Annotated in this window: 9 protein-coding genes and 1 riboswitch; of the genes, 3 read left to right on the top strand and 6 right to left on the bottom strand. The window is 53.0% G+C overall.

Annotation, left to right across the window (positions count from 1 at the left end):
* Positions 1–63: 63 nt before the first annotated feature.
* The 5 genes from AC6I9Z_RS07590 to ahpC all read right to left on the bottom strand — a co-directional run bounded on the left by AC6I9Z_RS07590 (position 64) and on the right by ahpC (position 7,263).
* Complete coding sequence (locus AC6I9Z_RS07590; protein WP_461454876.1) at positions 64–1,101, bottom strand: extracellular solute-binding protein; 1,038 nt, start codon at positions 1,099–1,101, stop codon at positions 64–66.
* Between the two features lie 185 nt (positions 1,102–1,286).
* Entirely contained in the window at positions 1,287–2,285 is a 999-nt protein-coding gene (locus tag AC6I9Z_RS07585) for a DUF6607 family protein (RefSeq protein ID WP_461454874.1), read from the bottom strand.
* Between the two features lie 71 nt (positions 2,286–2,356).
* On the bottom strand, positions 2,357–4,645 hold the full coding sequence (locus AC6I9Z_RS07580; RefSeq protein WP_461454872.1) for a TonB-dependent hemoglobin/transferrin/lactoferrin family receptor: 2,289 nt from the start codon (positions 4,643–4,645) through the stop codon (positions 2,357–2,359).
* A 377-nt stretch (positions 4,646–5,022) separates the two neighbouring features.
* On the bottom strand, positions 5,023–6,585 hold the full coding sequence (gene ahpF / locus AC6I9Z_RS07575; RefSeq protein WP_461454870.1) for an alkyl hydroperoxide reductase subunit F: 1,563 nt from the start codon (positions 6,583–6,585) through the stop codon (positions 5,023–5,025).
* Positions 6,586–6,699: 114 nt separating this feature from the next.
* Positions 6,700–7,263, bottom strand: coding sequence for an alkyl hydroperoxide reductase subunit C (ahpC, locus tag AC6I9Z_RS07570; protein ID WP_461454868.1), 564 nt, complete (start codon positions 7,261–7,263; stop codon positions 6,700–6,702).
* A gap of 454 nt (positions 7,264–7,717) precedes the next feature.
* On the opposite strand from ahpC, the gene AC6I9Z_RS07565 reads away from it, so the two are divergent.
* Genes AC6I9Z_RS07565 through AC6I9Z_RS07555 form a run of 3 tightly spaced genes read left to right on the top strand, consistent with a single transcriptional unit; the run spans position 7,718 to position 13,394 of the window.
* Positions 7,718–10,849, top strand: a complete 3,132-nt coding sequence (locus AC6I9Z_RS07565; RefSeq protein ID WP_461454866.1) for an efflux RND transporter permease subunit — start codon at positions 7,718–7,720, stop codon at positions 10,847–10,849.
* The gene (locus AC6I9Z_RS07560; protein ID WP_461454864.1) at positions 10,846–12,000 is read left to right on the top strand and encodes an efflux RND transporter periplasmic adaptor subunit; all 1,155 of its coding nucleotides are present in this window, start codon (positions 10,846–10,848) and stop codon (positions 11,998–12,000) included. Before AC6I9Z_RS07565 ends, AC6I9Z_RS07560 begins: the two co-directional genes overlap by 4 nt.
* 5 nt (positions 12,001–12,005) lie before the next feature.
* Positions 12,006–13,394, top strand: a complete 1,389-nt coding sequence (locus AC6I9Z_RS07555) for an efflux transporter outer membrane subunit (protein ID WP_461454863.1) — start codon at positions 12,006–12,008, stop codon at positions 13,392–13,394.
* A gap of 89 nt (positions 13,395–13,483) precedes the next feature.
* On the opposite strand, the gene cobU is transcribed toward AC6I9Z_RS07555, so the two are convergent.
* On the bottom strand, positions 13,484–14,032 hold the full coding sequence (cobU, locus tag AC6I9Z_RS07550; RefSeq protein ID WP_461454861.1) for a bifunctional adenosylcobinamide kinase/adenosylcobinamide-phosphate guanylyltransferase: 549 nt from the start codon (positions 14,030–14,032) through the stop codon (positions 13,484–13,486).
* 29 nt (positions 14,033–14,061) lie between these two features.
* A riboswitch (cobalamin riboswitch) is annotated at positions 14,062–14,258 on the top strand.
* The last annotated feature ends 106 nt before the right edge of the window (positions 14,259–14,364 follow it).

Below are 14,364 nucleotides of genomic sequence, written 5' to 3'. Positions count from 1 at the left end.
CGTAGGACTGATCCCACGCCAAATTCTGTCTATATATTGCCCCATATCATCCGTGAGCTAAAATCAAGGCCAGCCAGCCCGATCGAAGAGCTTCTGAGCCTCGGCCTGATTTTCACCCAGTTTGGATAATGCTATCGGATCCTCTTTAAAGTCACCGAGCTTTTCCAGCGCAGCATTCTTATATTCAACAGATGGAACCACCGGATATTCGTTGGTCAATTCTGCGAAAAAACGTTGTGGCTGTTCGGTCATCGCAAATTCGATGAACTGACGGGCCAGCTCTGGATTGGGCGCATTTTTTGCAACACCAGCACCAGACAGGTTGACGTGCACGCCTGCGTCAGCATTCGGCCAGTAAACCGCCAAATCTTCAACAATATTCTTATCTTTTTCTTCGTTCATCAGCCGGGCAAAATAATAGTGATTGACCAATGCAATATCGCATTCGCCTGCCGCGACAGCCTTGATCTGATCGGTATCGCCGCCCAGAGGATCGCGCGCAAAGTTACCAGCCACGTTGCTCGCCCAATCCTGCGCTTTTTCTTCACCCCAGCGGTCAATTAGCGCTGCCAGCAGCGAGATATTGTAGATATTGCCCGACGAACGCGCACAAACTTTGCCTTTGAAAGCAGGGTCCGCGAGCGATTCATAACCGGTCAGTTTTGTTTCATCGACCCGGTCCGGAGCATAGACCAGAACGCGTGCGCGTTTTGCCAGACCATACCAAAGTCCATCAGGATGTCGCATCCCAGCTGGCACGGCAGCGTCCAGCTTTTCAGACGAAAGCGGAGCAAATAGCTGCTCCTGTTCCGCCCGCCAGAGCCTGCCCGCATCAACAGTTACAATGACATCGGCCGGGCTGCGCTCACCATCGGCTTTCAAGCGTTCCACGAGCAAGTCGCCATCCGCCTCAATCGTGCGCACTTCCACACCGGTTGCCTCTTCAAAGGCATCATACAACGCATAATCCGAATCATAATGGCGGGACGAAAAGACCACCAGCATCTTTCCGTCAGAAGCGCCAGCACCGCCGGGCGTGCCGTCGCTACATGCCGACAATCCCAGAATTGCTAAGACGAGACCGAAGATACCAAAACGCATGAGTTGTTCCTTGTAAGATAAGATTTGAAACCAAGTTTGGTCCAGTAGTGGACTAAGCTCAGTCGCCATCCGAGATGTCATTAACAGAGTATAAGCCAGTTACTACGCAAAAAAAATGTAAGACTGCATATTATTATCTTTCTCACCAAAGGTCGGCAGTTCCAACAATTGGTGATCGGATCCTTCTACTTCTGTGCAGTTTGGACGGCGCCCGGCTTTGTTGCATCGGCAATCAGAGTACGGGCTTTCAGAGTAGCCGCTTTCGCATCCATTTCGCCATCAGCGATTTTCGTTCCCATAGACAGCAATTCACCGCTGATCACTGTACCGGTCTGCGCTTCTTCTTCCACTGTTACACCACGATGAGAGGCAAAGGCCTTGTCCCATGAGGCACGAACCTCAGCCCAATAGTCCTTGGTCTTTGACCAATAGTCATCTGCTGCCTTGACATTATAGTCGTCAAACTTGGTGTACGTATTCAGTACATATTCCTGCACGATGGGCTCGAGTTTGCCTTCAACCATGCCCATTTTGGTATTGTCCTGAAAATGGATCCAGCCACCGGGCATCGGAGAATGTCGGTTGATGGCATAATAACGGTCGTAAACAGGGTCGCGGACCGCATCACGCCGCGCCAGCGGACGCCAGGTCCAGTTGGAACTCCAGCGCCGCACGCCTGCCTCGGTTTCCCACGTTCCGATCCCGGCATAGCGCGGACTATCATCAACCTGATAGACGGTTTGCGACCACTGTCCTTTTCGTTGCTCTGCCGGAACAGGCCGTAGTGCCCAGCTATGGCGATCAGAATATACAAGAATATCCTCTGGCTCATATTCCCAGTCCTGACGCCAATGCTTCACGATGAAATCCTTGCCATCACCCATATCGACGACCAGAAGATGCTGCAGAATGATTTTGGTACCGGTATCTTCTATCACCCGCACGACCTCATTGCCGCCGGAAATTTTGCGTTCCCGAGGTTCATAGTCCGCCCGCCAAGCAGTTGATTCCTGCATATCAAAACGCACTTTGTAGTTTCCGGCCATTGCAAGAATATCAGCCCGATCTTGCTCAAATGCTGCTTTCTGTGCGCTAGCGGCTTGATTAGTCTCTGGTGGGTTCGCCCATAACGGTGCCGGTGCGATAGCGAGGACAAGAATGCCTGCATAATATCTAAATTTCATGGTTGCTTCTCCTTTGCCCACGATATGTTCGGGCGTTCATCATAAGTAATCTGTGTTTGCGCCTGACCACCTTAAAAACTGGCGCTGATCGAGACGCTGACATTACGACCAGGCTGTGTAAAAGCATCGGCATTAGCCGGTGTCAGAGTAGGATTTCCAAGAGGATCGGTTACGAGCCCCAAACCTCGAACGTCACTCCAAAGCGAATATTTTTTATCCAACAGGTTGAATATACCAGCCCGAACCGTGAAGTTTTCGCTAATCCGGTAAAATGCCGTGGCATCGACAATCGCAGATTCGTCTGGACGAACACAGGCATTGTTACAGCCAGGAACCCCTATAGTTGCGTTAGCTTCCTTGCGCGCATTATATGATATGATCATTTCGCCGCCAAAACGATTTGCCGGATCGCGATATCCTACTCCGAGGATCGCATTGAGCGGATCAATGGTCGATAAAGACACATCGGTTGCGCCGGGCGCCTCCACAGTGCCATCTGCAAAAGCAATGGCAAATCGCGCACGAAAACCATTTTCGGCTTCATAAGAAGCGCGGGCCTCAATGCCATAAACATCCACGCTGTTCAGGTTGACGAACTGAAACACGGCCGGATCGCCTGGTCTAAATGATCCCGAAACTACTTCTTGGCTGATAAAATCATCATAGTTGGCAGAAAAGGCTGTCAGCCCGAGGTTAATGCCATCTGCATTGTAGCGCACCCCAGCTTCAAAACTCTCGCTCGTTTCTGGATCAAGGTCAGGATTGGGTAGCGATGTGTAACCAAAGGCCAGATTTTCAAAGAAATTATTGACCTGGCTGGGGGTGGGTGCACGAAAACCGCGGGCATAGTTGCCGAACAGACGTACGTCATTACCCAATTTCCAGACAGCGCCAATTTTCGGCGAAACTTTCGACCCGTCTTGTCCAGTCGGTACAAAGCCGGGCAATAGAGGGTCATCTTTGGGATCGAGGTCGTAGAAATCAAATCGCAGAGCGGGATAGAGCGTGAAAGCACCATCGCCAAATTCCATAGCGTTACCGAGGAAAAAACCGCCCAATGAAAAGTCAGTTACAGGAAATGCGCGTGATGGAAAAACTTCACCGAAAGGCGGAACAACGCCATCGCGCAAACCATCTTGACGGGTAATGCTGTAATCACCGCCGTAGGTAAGCGTGTGCTTTATGGGACCAGTCGTAAAGCTGGATCGGAAGTCTGCAGCAACCCCATAAACGCGATTGTTGAACGTATTCAATCGTTCCCGATCCGGGCGCGGCGTTGCTCCTGTCGCTGTCCGGTCTTCGTCGGCAAACTGCTCGTCCTCACCGTCCTGCCAATAAGCCGCAACATGGGCATAGTCGATAAATCCGGCACCTTCATCCTCGGCATTATAGGTCCAGTCGAGCGATGCACGCACTCGCTCAGTACTATCTTCAGCAGTCAGGCTATCCACAATCCAGCTCGGCGGTCCTGGAAACAGGAAAACTGGCCCCAAGCCGGAGAGGACATTGGATGAAATCTCCCGCTCCAGATACTCACCGGTCAATCGGAGACGGTGGTTGCCGTCATTCCATACAAGCTTGCCCAGAAACGCGTTGGATTCACCATCTTGTGGATTTGGCGTTGTCCTCGCAGAGCCCTCGACATCGTTCGTACCCTGATTATCAAGCTCCTTAAAGTCACGGCGCGAATAGGCCAGCATCGCAGAAAAATCTCCCATCTGTCCGGCAATAGCGACTGTTTCGGAAAACTCTTTGTCCACCGAACTATATTGCGCGCGTGCGAAGCCCCCGATGGCTTTGCCATCAGCAATAAAGTCAATCGGGTCAGATGTTGTGAAGCTCACAACACCGGACAATCCATCGCTGCCATAGAGCGCTGAGGCCGGACCGCGCAGGATTTCCACTGACTTGATAAGGCCAACATCCGTCGCATTGCCGCGACCGACGCTTTGTGCACCGAAGCTGAAACCCTGAGGCGAACGGATACCATCCACTTGAATGAGTACCCGGTTACCGCCAATGCCGCGAATATTGAAATCCTCATTCCCCGCTCGGCCGGTTGAACCCAGGGCCGCCCCAAAACGAGCAGGAGCACGGCGCACCGAAATGCCGGGCTCAAAACGGACGATATCGCGGACATCGTTTGCCAGTTCATCGGCGAGGCGCTCTGCATCAATAACCGTTACCGTGGCTGGTGCATCCACCACGGCAACAGGCGCACGGGTTGCTGTAACAGTGATACCCTTTTCATCATCGAACGCATCTCCGGCATCCTCTGCGGCGTGAGCAGCATGTGAAAAGCATAGCGCAAGCATGCTGCATGTCAGGCCTGGCCGATGCCAGTGCGAACGTATTCTCATAGAGAGCTCCCTCGACTCTTATTGCTAATGCAAATGATTCTCATTCGTGTTTAGGGCCGATCGTTGAAAACTGTCAAACTAAAAATGATGGAGATGTGGCGACGCCCGGAAATCATTCGTGCGATCCGAAAGCCGGGTAGCTATGCAGGCTTGGAATCCATTCATCCGTCAGCAGTAGAAGCCGATTCCAAAAGGGTGGTTACAAAAATTTGCGGAATTGCAAGCATTCAAGAGTAAGCGAAGCCGTCGCGGCATAATGGCATGATGACGGCCGGAGAGTTGAGATTGGCTCAGATATGAATCATAACCATCTCACCGTTTTATAGCCGGTGAACTGGAAAGATTTTTTTGGCCCCAGAGCCAAAACAATCGCGGTGTCAGTTATCTGATCGGATGAGATAATCGAACGCCGACAATCCTGCCTTGGACCCCTCACCCATCGCGATAACGATCTGCTTATAGGGCGCGATGGTTGCGTCACCCGCTGCAAAAACACCCGGTAGATTCGTCGCACCGTTTTCATTCACATCAATCTCGCCGTGCTGCGTTAGCGCAATCGTATCAGTCAGCCATTCACTATTGGGAACCAGTCCAATTTGCACGAAGATGCCATCCAGATTAATGTCATGGCTCTGTCCGGTGTCACGATCAGCATAACGCAGACCAGTTACTTTATCGCCATCGCCCAGAATCTCGGTCGTCTGGGTTGATCTCAAAACATCGACATTTGGCAGACTGACCAGCTTTGATTGCAGCACGGCGTCAGCACGCAGGTCACTATCAAACTCTATCAGAGTCACATGCTTTACAATTCCAGCCAGATCAATTGCCGCCTCGACACCGCTATTGCCGCCACCGATAACCGCGACGTCTTTGCCCTTGTACAACGGGCCGTCACAATGCGGGCAGTAGGCGACACCGCGATTGCGATATTCGTCTTCGCCAGGCACGCCAATCTGGCGCCAGCGCGCGCCGGTCGACAGGATGATGGTCTTTGCCTTGAGCTCAGCACCACTCTCCAGATGCAGTTTATGTAATCCGTCGCCATTCGGCGCCGCTAGCTTTACCGCCCTTTGGGTATCCATAATATCAACGTCATATTCCCGTACATGCTGTTCTAGTTCCGCTGCAAGTTTTGGACCTTCCGTACGTTGCACTGAAATGAAATTTTCAATGCCAAGCGTATCGAGAAGCTGGCCACCAAATCGCTCGGAAACGATGCCGGTGCGAATGCCCTTACGTGCGGTATAAATTGCCGCGGCAGAGCCAGCAGGACCGCCACCGATGACAAGAACATCAAACGGATCTTTGCTCGAGAGCTTTTCTGCGGCCTTGGCCGACACATCGCTGTCGAGCTTTGCGACGATTTGCGCAAGATCCATACGCCCAGCTCCAAATGGCTCTCCGTTCAACAAAGTCGTTGGAACTGCCATAACCTTACGTTTTTCGACTTCATCCTGAAAAAGCGCGCCGTCAATCGCAGTGTGGCTGATATTCGGGTTAAGCGCCGCCATGATGTTAAGCGCCTGAACCACATCGGGGCAATTCTGGCAGGATAGCGAGAAGAAAGTCTCGAAGTGGAAACTGCCCTCCAAATCACGGACGCTGTCCAACAGTTCCGCGTCTTGCTTTGGCGGGTGACCGCCAACATGTAACAACGCCAATATCAGTGAGGAAAATTCGTGACCAACTGGCAGTCCGGCAAACTCGACCTCTGATTTACCATCATCGGCAGTTATCATGAACGAAGGACACCTGCTGCTTGTACCATCAAATCCGGCTTCAACTTTGTCGGAGAGCGAAGCGATGGTTTCCAGCAATTCGCGCATTTCAGATGATTTGTCGCCGTCGTCCAGCGTTGCAACAAGGCTGATCGGGCGCCGCAAGTTCGTCAGATAGGATTTCAATTGCTCGGTGGTGGATTGATCAAGGACGGCCATGGTTACTCTTGTACTCGAGGGAATGGGCTTGCCGACGATCAACATAATCGCCGGATAATTGTGGCGGCCAGCATTCAGCAGGCCGCCACTCAATGGTCATGTTATCTAAGGTCTTTAGATTTTGCCGACCAGTTCGATAGAAGGCGCGAGAGTATTTTCGCCTTCTTCCCACTTGGCTGGGCATACCTCACCGGGATTGGCACGAACATATTGTGCAGCTTTGATCTTGCGTACCAGTTCTGCGGCGTTGCGTCCGACACCTTCGCAAGTGATTTCCATTACCTGGACGATGCCATCAGGGTCGACAACAAAAGTCGCACGATCGGAAAGCCCCTGACCTTCACGAAGGACACCGAAATTGTTGCTGATCTCGTGGTTCTGATCACCGAGCATATAGAAATTGATCTTGCCAATAGCATCGGAACTGGCATGCCATGCCTTGTGGCTGAAATGAGTATCGGTTGAAACCGCATAGACTTCTACACCCATGCGCTGCAGCTCTTCATATTGGTCTGCAAGGTCTTCAAGCTCGGTCGGGCACACGAACGTGAAGTCGGCAGGGTAAAAGAAAAATACGGCCCATTTCCCTTGCGCATGTTCTTCCGTAACGTTGACGAATTCACCGCGGAAAAATGCTTCGGTGGAGAATGGCAGAATCTTCTTGTTGATAGTTGTCATTTATTTACCTTTTACGCTAAAAAACTGTCGATATTTCTTGCATTCCAGTCTCGGAATTCAATTGATTAAGTTATTTAATCGCAGGGCAGATATGTTGCTGGGCCAGATGTTTCAACAGCATAAATTGGTCAGTCCCGATGATTATGATGATCACTGTAATTGGAGCACTCGATTATTCTCATAATCGGCTACATACCAGCGATTTTGCTTGTTCCCAGCATCAAGGTCTACCGTAAGCAGACGGGCATTTTGGCTTTGGTTGGCCAAGCGATGATATCAATCAACAGCAATGCTGTTAATCGAAATCAAGATAATCTTCGTCGAAATTACCTGAGTAAGTTTCGTTTGTTACGATAATCCGTCTCTCCAAGTTATCTGAAGCCTATTGGAGACGGGAGGGAGTCTGCATGCGGAAGTCAAAAAGTGAATCAGGTGTTTCACGAGGTGGTCAGCAATGAGCCTCACCAACATCGCCCTGAGATATCCTGCAGCCATAGCTGCGGCATTGGCTTTGATAGCGTTGATCGGAATTGTATCGGCCTTCAGCACGCCGATACAGCTCTTCCCCAATATTGAACGCCCTACCCTGACCGTACAGGCAGGTTGGCGCGCGGCCAGCCCTAAGGAAATAGAGTCTGAAATCACCATTCCGATTGAGGATGAGCTGAGGGGCCTTCCTGGCCTGACCAGTGTGCAGTCCTGGTCTAACAATGGCAATGTCTGGCTCAATCTTGAATTTGCGCTCGGTACCAATATGGACAAGGCATTTGCCCAGGTTTCGAGCCGCGTCCAGCGGGTTCGTAACTGGCCACTCGATGCCGATCGCCCCTCGGTAGGCGGTGCTAATGGCGATCAGGGCGAGTCGCTCATATATCTGTTTCTTCAAGCGTTACCGGACAGCAATCTGGACTCCGAAGCGCTTGCGACATTTGCCCGCGATACGATCACCCCCGAACTTGAATCCGTTGAGGGGGTTCAAGGTGTCTCTGTGGAAGCGCCAACCGGTGAAAGGATATTGCGCATCCGCTTCGATCCATGGCGCCTTGCCCAGCTCAATCTCACCATAGAACAGCTTTCCAGCGCCGTTGGAAGGTTTCAGGATGTTGGCGGCGGCACTGTAGATGTTGGGCGCCGCGGCTATGCACTCCGCTTTGAAGGTAATTTCTCAGCAGAGCAGATTGGCGATCTGACCGTTGCGCAGCGCGGTTCGACCGTGATCCGCATGCGCGATGTCGCAGATATCAATGTCGGTCCTGACAAGGCTTTCGGCGTGACCTATCAAAATGGTAACCCGGCCATCGGGATGCGGGTCGTTCGGCAGCCCGGCAGCAATACGCTCGACGCCATCAATGGCGTTCTTTCCACGGTAGAAACTTTCAACGAAAATGAACTGGCCAGCATGGGTGCGAGGATCGAGAAAAGTTTTGATCCATCGGTCTTCATAAAACGGGCGCTGTCCTTTCTCAGTGGGAATTTGCTGCTTGGCACATTCCTCGCCATCGGGCTCCTCTGGCTCTTCGTTCGTCGCTGGCGCGCTACCCTTATCATCGCCGCAACTGTACCGGTCTGTCTCTTAGCAACGCTCGCCGTCATTGGAATGACTGGACGCACAATCAATGTGATCTCGCTCGCCGGCTTGGCTTTTGCAACCGGTATGGTGCTTGATGCCGCCATCGTCGTGATGGAAAATTTCGTCCGCTTGCGCAATCACGGTCGGTCTCCCGGGCAGGCAGCTTTGGAAGCGGTATCACAAGTCTGGCCGGCTCTATTTGCATCGACCGCAACCACTGTTGCAATCTTCATTCCGATTATGTTTATCGAAGATGTCGAAGGCCAGCTATTTGCAGACCTCGCGCTTACGATAGCCATTTCCGTTGTAGCCAGCTTGATCGTTGCTGTCACATTGTTACCTGCCGCCGCCCGCCATTACGGACAGGTCGATATGGAGGATAATGAACGCCGCTGGGACGGATATGCCGACCGGATATTTGCTTTGATCGACAGCAACAAGAAACGGAAAATTTGGATTCCTTCGCTGATTATTGCGCCATTGGTCATCTCTTATTTCCTATGGCCGCAGACGGACTACCTGCCCGACGTGAAACGTGACGCTGTCGATGCCTGGGTTGGTTTACCCTCGGGCGCTACACTCGAGTCAGCACGAACCGAAATTGCTGAAGAAGTTGTCGAGCGTCTTGATCCCTATTTGAAGGGCGAGAAGCAACCGGAACTGCTCAACTACTATCTTTTCGTCAATCCCTGGGGTCTCAATACAGGCATCCGGATTAAGGACCAATCCCGCATTGATGAAATGACCGGCATTGTAAACGGTGAGATATTGGCAGGCTTTCCGGACGTTCAGGCCTTTGCTCAGCAAGGAAGCTTGTTCGGCAATTTCGGCGGCAATGGCTCCATTGAGCTGTACCTTCAGTCCGAAAATGATGAAAATTTGCGTGAAGCTGCCTTGGTTGCAACAGATTCCATTCAGGCAGCCATGCCCGGCGGCATGGTCAGGCCTAATCCCGATCCAAATGTGGTTGTGCCGGAACTCCGCCTCACGCCCAATGACCGCCGCATTGCGGAACTCGGTATGACCCGTGATCAGGTCGGCCGCGCTGTCCGGGCTTTGGGTGATGGTCTTTACTTGGGCGAATATGTCTCAGATGGAGAACGGATGCGAGTAATCATGCGCGGTTCCGCAGCCTCCGACCCCGAGGCGATTGAAAGCGCCCCGTTGGTTACACCAAATGCCGGTACAGTGCCGATGGGCGAAGTGGCAACACTACTCCGCGGCGTTGGACCGACACAGATCAGTCATGTGGACGGACGCAAGACAATAACGCTCAACATCAGTCCACCCCCGGGTATGGCACTTGGCGAAGCTCTGGAAATCATTCAGAAAAATGCCGAGCCCGCCATCCGCGATGCGCTACAAAATGATGGTACATTGCGTTACGGCGGCGATGCCGATGCTCTGATTAAAGCGGTAAAATCACTCAGTACCAACTTCATTTTGGCTGCAGCGCTATTGTTTGTCATCATGGCTTCAGTATTCCGATCTGCGCGCGACGCGGCATTGGTTATTATCGCTTTACCCCTGGCTACGGTTGGCGGGGTGATCGCGATCCAGATACTCAATCTGTTCAAACCAACGCCGCTCGATCTTCTCGGTATGATCGGATTCGTAATATTGCTGGGTATCGTGGTGAACAACGCGATCCTGCTTATGGCACAAGCGCGCGAAAGCGAAGCCGAAGGTATGGATCGATCAGAAGCTGCCCGAGCAGCACTTCGCCTACGGCTAAGGCCAATCTTGATGACCACAGGCACGTCCGTCATGGGCATGCTGCCACTCGCCTTGGTACCCGGACCAGGCAGCGCGATTTATCGCGGCCTGGCGGTTATCATCGTCGGCGGCGTGCTGGTCTCAACCATATTTACGCTCGTGTTGCTTCCTGCGCTTATCCAGTTGGGATCGGCGAAGAAAGATACGCCAAGTAAACCGGATACCCCCAACAAACCCATAAAAACCACTGAGCCAAAGCCAGATTTCGGCGGTGGACTAATGCCGGAGCCTGCTGAATGAGTTTTGCATTACCTGATATGATCCGTGACAATCTTCGCTGGATATCGATTGGTGGTGCGTTGTTGCTGGCCACACTCATCTATTTCCTGTTTTTTGCGTCCAATGCCGCTGAAGGACAAGGTGGTCCCGGTCAAGGCGGGCCGCCGCCCGCTATTGTAACGCTCGCAAAAATCGAAAAACTGGCGCTTACTCCCAATTTTACGGCTCCCGGTGATATCGTTGCCAACCGCGATTCTGTTGTTGCTGCAGAAGTAGCCGGGCGCATACAGACCACACTTAACATCGGTGCGCGGGTCAGTCGCGGTACAGTAATTGCCGTGATTGATGACCGCTCGGCTCGACTAGCCAGAGATCAGGCTCGTGCAGAGGTTGCTCGTTTGCAATCGGACTTGACCTATCAAAACCGGTTAGTCGGAAGGTTGCAGCAACTGCTGAAAGAAGAAGCAGAATCGGAGGCATCTTTGGATGAAGCCATTTCTGCGCGCGATCAGACCCGCGCCAGTCTCGCTGCGGCAAAGGTTGCTTTGGAAACGGCGCAGCTCGACCTGGCCCGCACCCGTATCCGCGCGCCCTTTGCCGGTCAGATGGTGGAGCGCCGCATTGAGGTGGGGGAATATGCAACGCCTGGCCGGGAAATTGGTCGAATTGTTGGTAGGGAAGGCTCGGAAGCTCGCGTCCGCGTCCCAATTGCGGTCGCAGGATCGCTATCGCCCGGACAAGAGGTTACGATCCTTGCAGATGGTGAACAACGCGCCTCTCGCGTCCGGACCGTTATCGAGACGGGTGACGAAGTTAGTCGGACCCTCGAAGTCCGCGCGCCGATGGGAAACCACAATCTGAAAATGGGTAGTGCCATTTCGATCACCGTGCCAACTGGCGTTGAGCGCGATGTCTTGACTGCACCGCGTGACGCGCTGGTCCTGCGCGACAGTGGTATTTTCGTCTATGTGGTGAACCCCAAAGACAAAACCGCCAAGCGTGTCGACATTCAAGTAGGTGAACCAGCGGGTGACCGGGTCGCGATTTCAGGACAAATTACTGCCGGCGACATGATCGTGGTCCGCGGCGGAGAAAGGCTGCGCGATGGTCAGACCGTGACTTGGGATGATGGCAAGAAATCTGATGCCGAACCAAAGCAGTCCGCAGGATGACCAGCATGACCACGCGCCTATTGCCGATTGCTTTGCTGATAGCATTGTCAGCTTGCTCCATTCGCGGTGGACCAGCTCTTGACCTTGATGCTGTGCCGGCAGCGCCTGATGGTTGGGCGTCGCGCCCTGAACTGCCGCTGACGGATATCAATAACCCACAACCCACAGATTCAGGCAATGGATGGGTAAAACGATTTGGTGACGAGGGTCTGGAAAATGCCATCCAGGAGGCATTTGCCAATAACCGTAATTTGCAGTCGGTGTTGGCCCAACTTCGTGCTTCCCGAGCCGCCATGCGAGTGGCCCGTGCGGATCTTTTCCCGAGGATAGATTTATCAGGCACTGCTACTGATGCGGAAAATTCCGCCACTGTCTACGATGGTGCCTTAGAGGCAAGCTGGGAAGCCGATATCTGGGGCCGCAACCTGTCCCTCGCCCGCGCTGGTAATGCCGAAGCCAGAGCCGCTGAAGCCGATTTTGCTGCCGCCCGTCAGGCGCTCGCCGCCGCCGTTGCCCAAAGCTGGTATGATCGCAGCGCAGCCCGTATCTCTTTGGATCTCGCAACAAGCGATCTCGAACGCCGTAAGGACACATTGCGAATTACTGATGCCCGCTTTCGCGCCGGCCTTGCCTCGCGTCTTGATTTGCGATTGGCACAGGTCTCAGTTTCGAACAGTGAGGACCGTTTGGAAACCGCTTTGCGCACAGCCAGAAATGCGGCCCGTGCGCTGGAAGTATTGATTGGGCGCTATCCATCTGGTGATGCCACCGGCGCTGCCAGTCTCGTGATGCCTCAACCGCTACCAGATGTCACCGCACCAGTAGCGGTCCTGGCCGGCCGCCCAGATTTGATTGCTGCCGAAGCCCGGGTCGACGCAGCAGGCCTTCGCGCAACAGAAGCCAGACATGCGATGTTCCCGCAACTAACCCTTCGTTTTGATTCCACCACCCGCAGCGGCAATTTTGGCGACCTGTTTGATCCGGGCACCTATATTAACGCCATTTCTGCGGGCTTGTTGCAACCACTGTTCAGAGGCGGCGCTTTGCTGGCCGAGGCAGATCGGCAGGGCGAACTCGCAAAATCCGCATTATTCAACTATGCGCAATCAACCCTGACAGCCTTTCAGGAAGTGGAGGACCGGCTCGACGCAGAAGCAACGCTTGAGCGGCAAGTCGCCTCGACTGCCAAAGCGGCTGAGGAAGCTCGCGCTGCGGTCGGATTGACCCGCAGTCGCTATATTAATGGCCGGTCCACGATATTCGAACTGATCGATGCCCAGACAACTGCCATTGCATCAGAAACACGGGCAGTCGAAACACGCCGTGCTCAAATCGAAAACCGCATCAACCTGCACCTTGCGCTGGGAGACGAGCCGCTGCCGATCGGTAGTTGAATCTGACGCTATACTAGGTCCGACCTCATACTTGCCGGTGCCAGATTTTCGTTTCATGAAAGTCGTGGCATAGTCGGATTGCTAATCCATCAATCACGAAAGTCTTTGCCCTTTAGCCATATGGGTAGTCCAGCGGTGATCAATGCAACTTCTTCTACGTTTGCAGCGACGCGCTGATTCATCCAACCGGCCTCATCGCGAAATCGCCTTCCCAACGGGCTTTGGGGAACCACACCCGATCCAACTTCATTGGACACGAAAATGACCGGTCCTTGAACATCTTTCAATATGCCCATCAATTTATTCAATTCGCTCTCAATATCGACCTCGGCCAGCATCAGGTTACTTAGCCATATTGTCAGGCAATCGACCAAGATGGTTGTTCCCGGCGATGATTTTTCGAGGATGACATTGGTGATGTCGATATTTTCCTCAACCGTTTGCCAATTGGGGCCGCGATCCTCTCGATGACGGGTTATGCGATCTGTCATTTCAGCGTCAAACGCCTCTGCGGTCGCGAGATAGATCAGATCCCCCCCGTTTTCCTCCGCCAACCGCTGCGCAAAACTGCTTTTTCCAGAGCGAGTCCCACCCAATATCAGGGTGCTTCTGTGGCTCCCGTTGCTGTCAGAAGACATTTTTTCTTGCTCCGTAAATTGAGGATGACTAGAGCGTTCCTGCTACAGGTTCCCGGAGACGGGATCAAAAGGGAATTCGGAAAGGATAGATATCCCCATCCGAAGCTGCCCCCGCAACTGTGATTGGTGAGCGGGCCTGTCAAATCCCACTGGACTTTGTCTGGGAAGGGGACAGGCCAAGCAATGACCCGAGAGCCAGGAGACCTGCCCGTAGCTGTCGTTCTATCATGCGGACGGGGTGTGCCATATGATCGAGGATTTCCTCGCGTAGCGACGATTACCATCGGGCTGCGCATGTGGGAACTCCATAGGCGTAAAATATGCGTGGCCTT

Source organism: Parasphingorhabdus sp. (genome assembly GCF_059726685.1).
This window is presented reverse-complemented; position numbering and strand designations above follow the sequence as displayed.

Bases quoted from the DNA above. Each gene is read 5' to 3' on its own strand.
- AC6I9Z_RS07590 (WP_461454876.1), bottom strand. From the start codon at position 1,101: ATGCGTTTTGGTATCTTCGGTCTCGTCTTAGCAATTCTGGGATTGTCG.
- AC6I9Z_RS07585 (WP_461454874.1), bottom strand. From the start codon at position 2,285: ATGAAATTTAGATATTATGCAGGCATTCTTGTCCTCGCTATCGCACCG.
- AC6I9Z_RS07580 (WP_461454872.1), bottom strand. From the start codon at position 4,645: ATGAGAATACGTTCGCACTGGCATCGGCCAGGCCTGACATGCAGCATG.
- ahpF (WP_461454870.1), bottom strand. From the start codon at position 6,585: ATGGCCGTCCTTGATCAATCCACCACCGAGCAATTGAAATCCTATCTG.
- ahpC (WP_461454868.1), bottom strand. From the start codon at position 7,263: ATGACAACTATCAACAAGAAGATTCTGCCATTCTCCACCGAAGCATTT.
- AC6I9Z_RS07565 (WP_461454866.1), top strand. From the start codon at position 7,718: ATGAGCCTCACCAACATCGCCCTGAGATATCCTGCAGCCATAGCTGCG.
- AC6I9Z_RS07560 (WP_461454864.1), top strand. From the start codon at position 10,846: ATGAGTTTTGCATTACCTGATATGATCCGTGACAATCTTCGCTGGATA.
- AC6I9Z_RS07555 (WP_461454863.1), top strand. From the start codon at position 12,006: ATGACCACGCGCCTATTGCCGATTGCTTTGCTGATAGCATTGTCAGCT.
- cobU (WP_461454861.1), bottom strand. From the start codon at position 14,032: ATGTCTTCTGACAGCAACGGGAGCCACAGAAGCACCCTGATATTGGGT.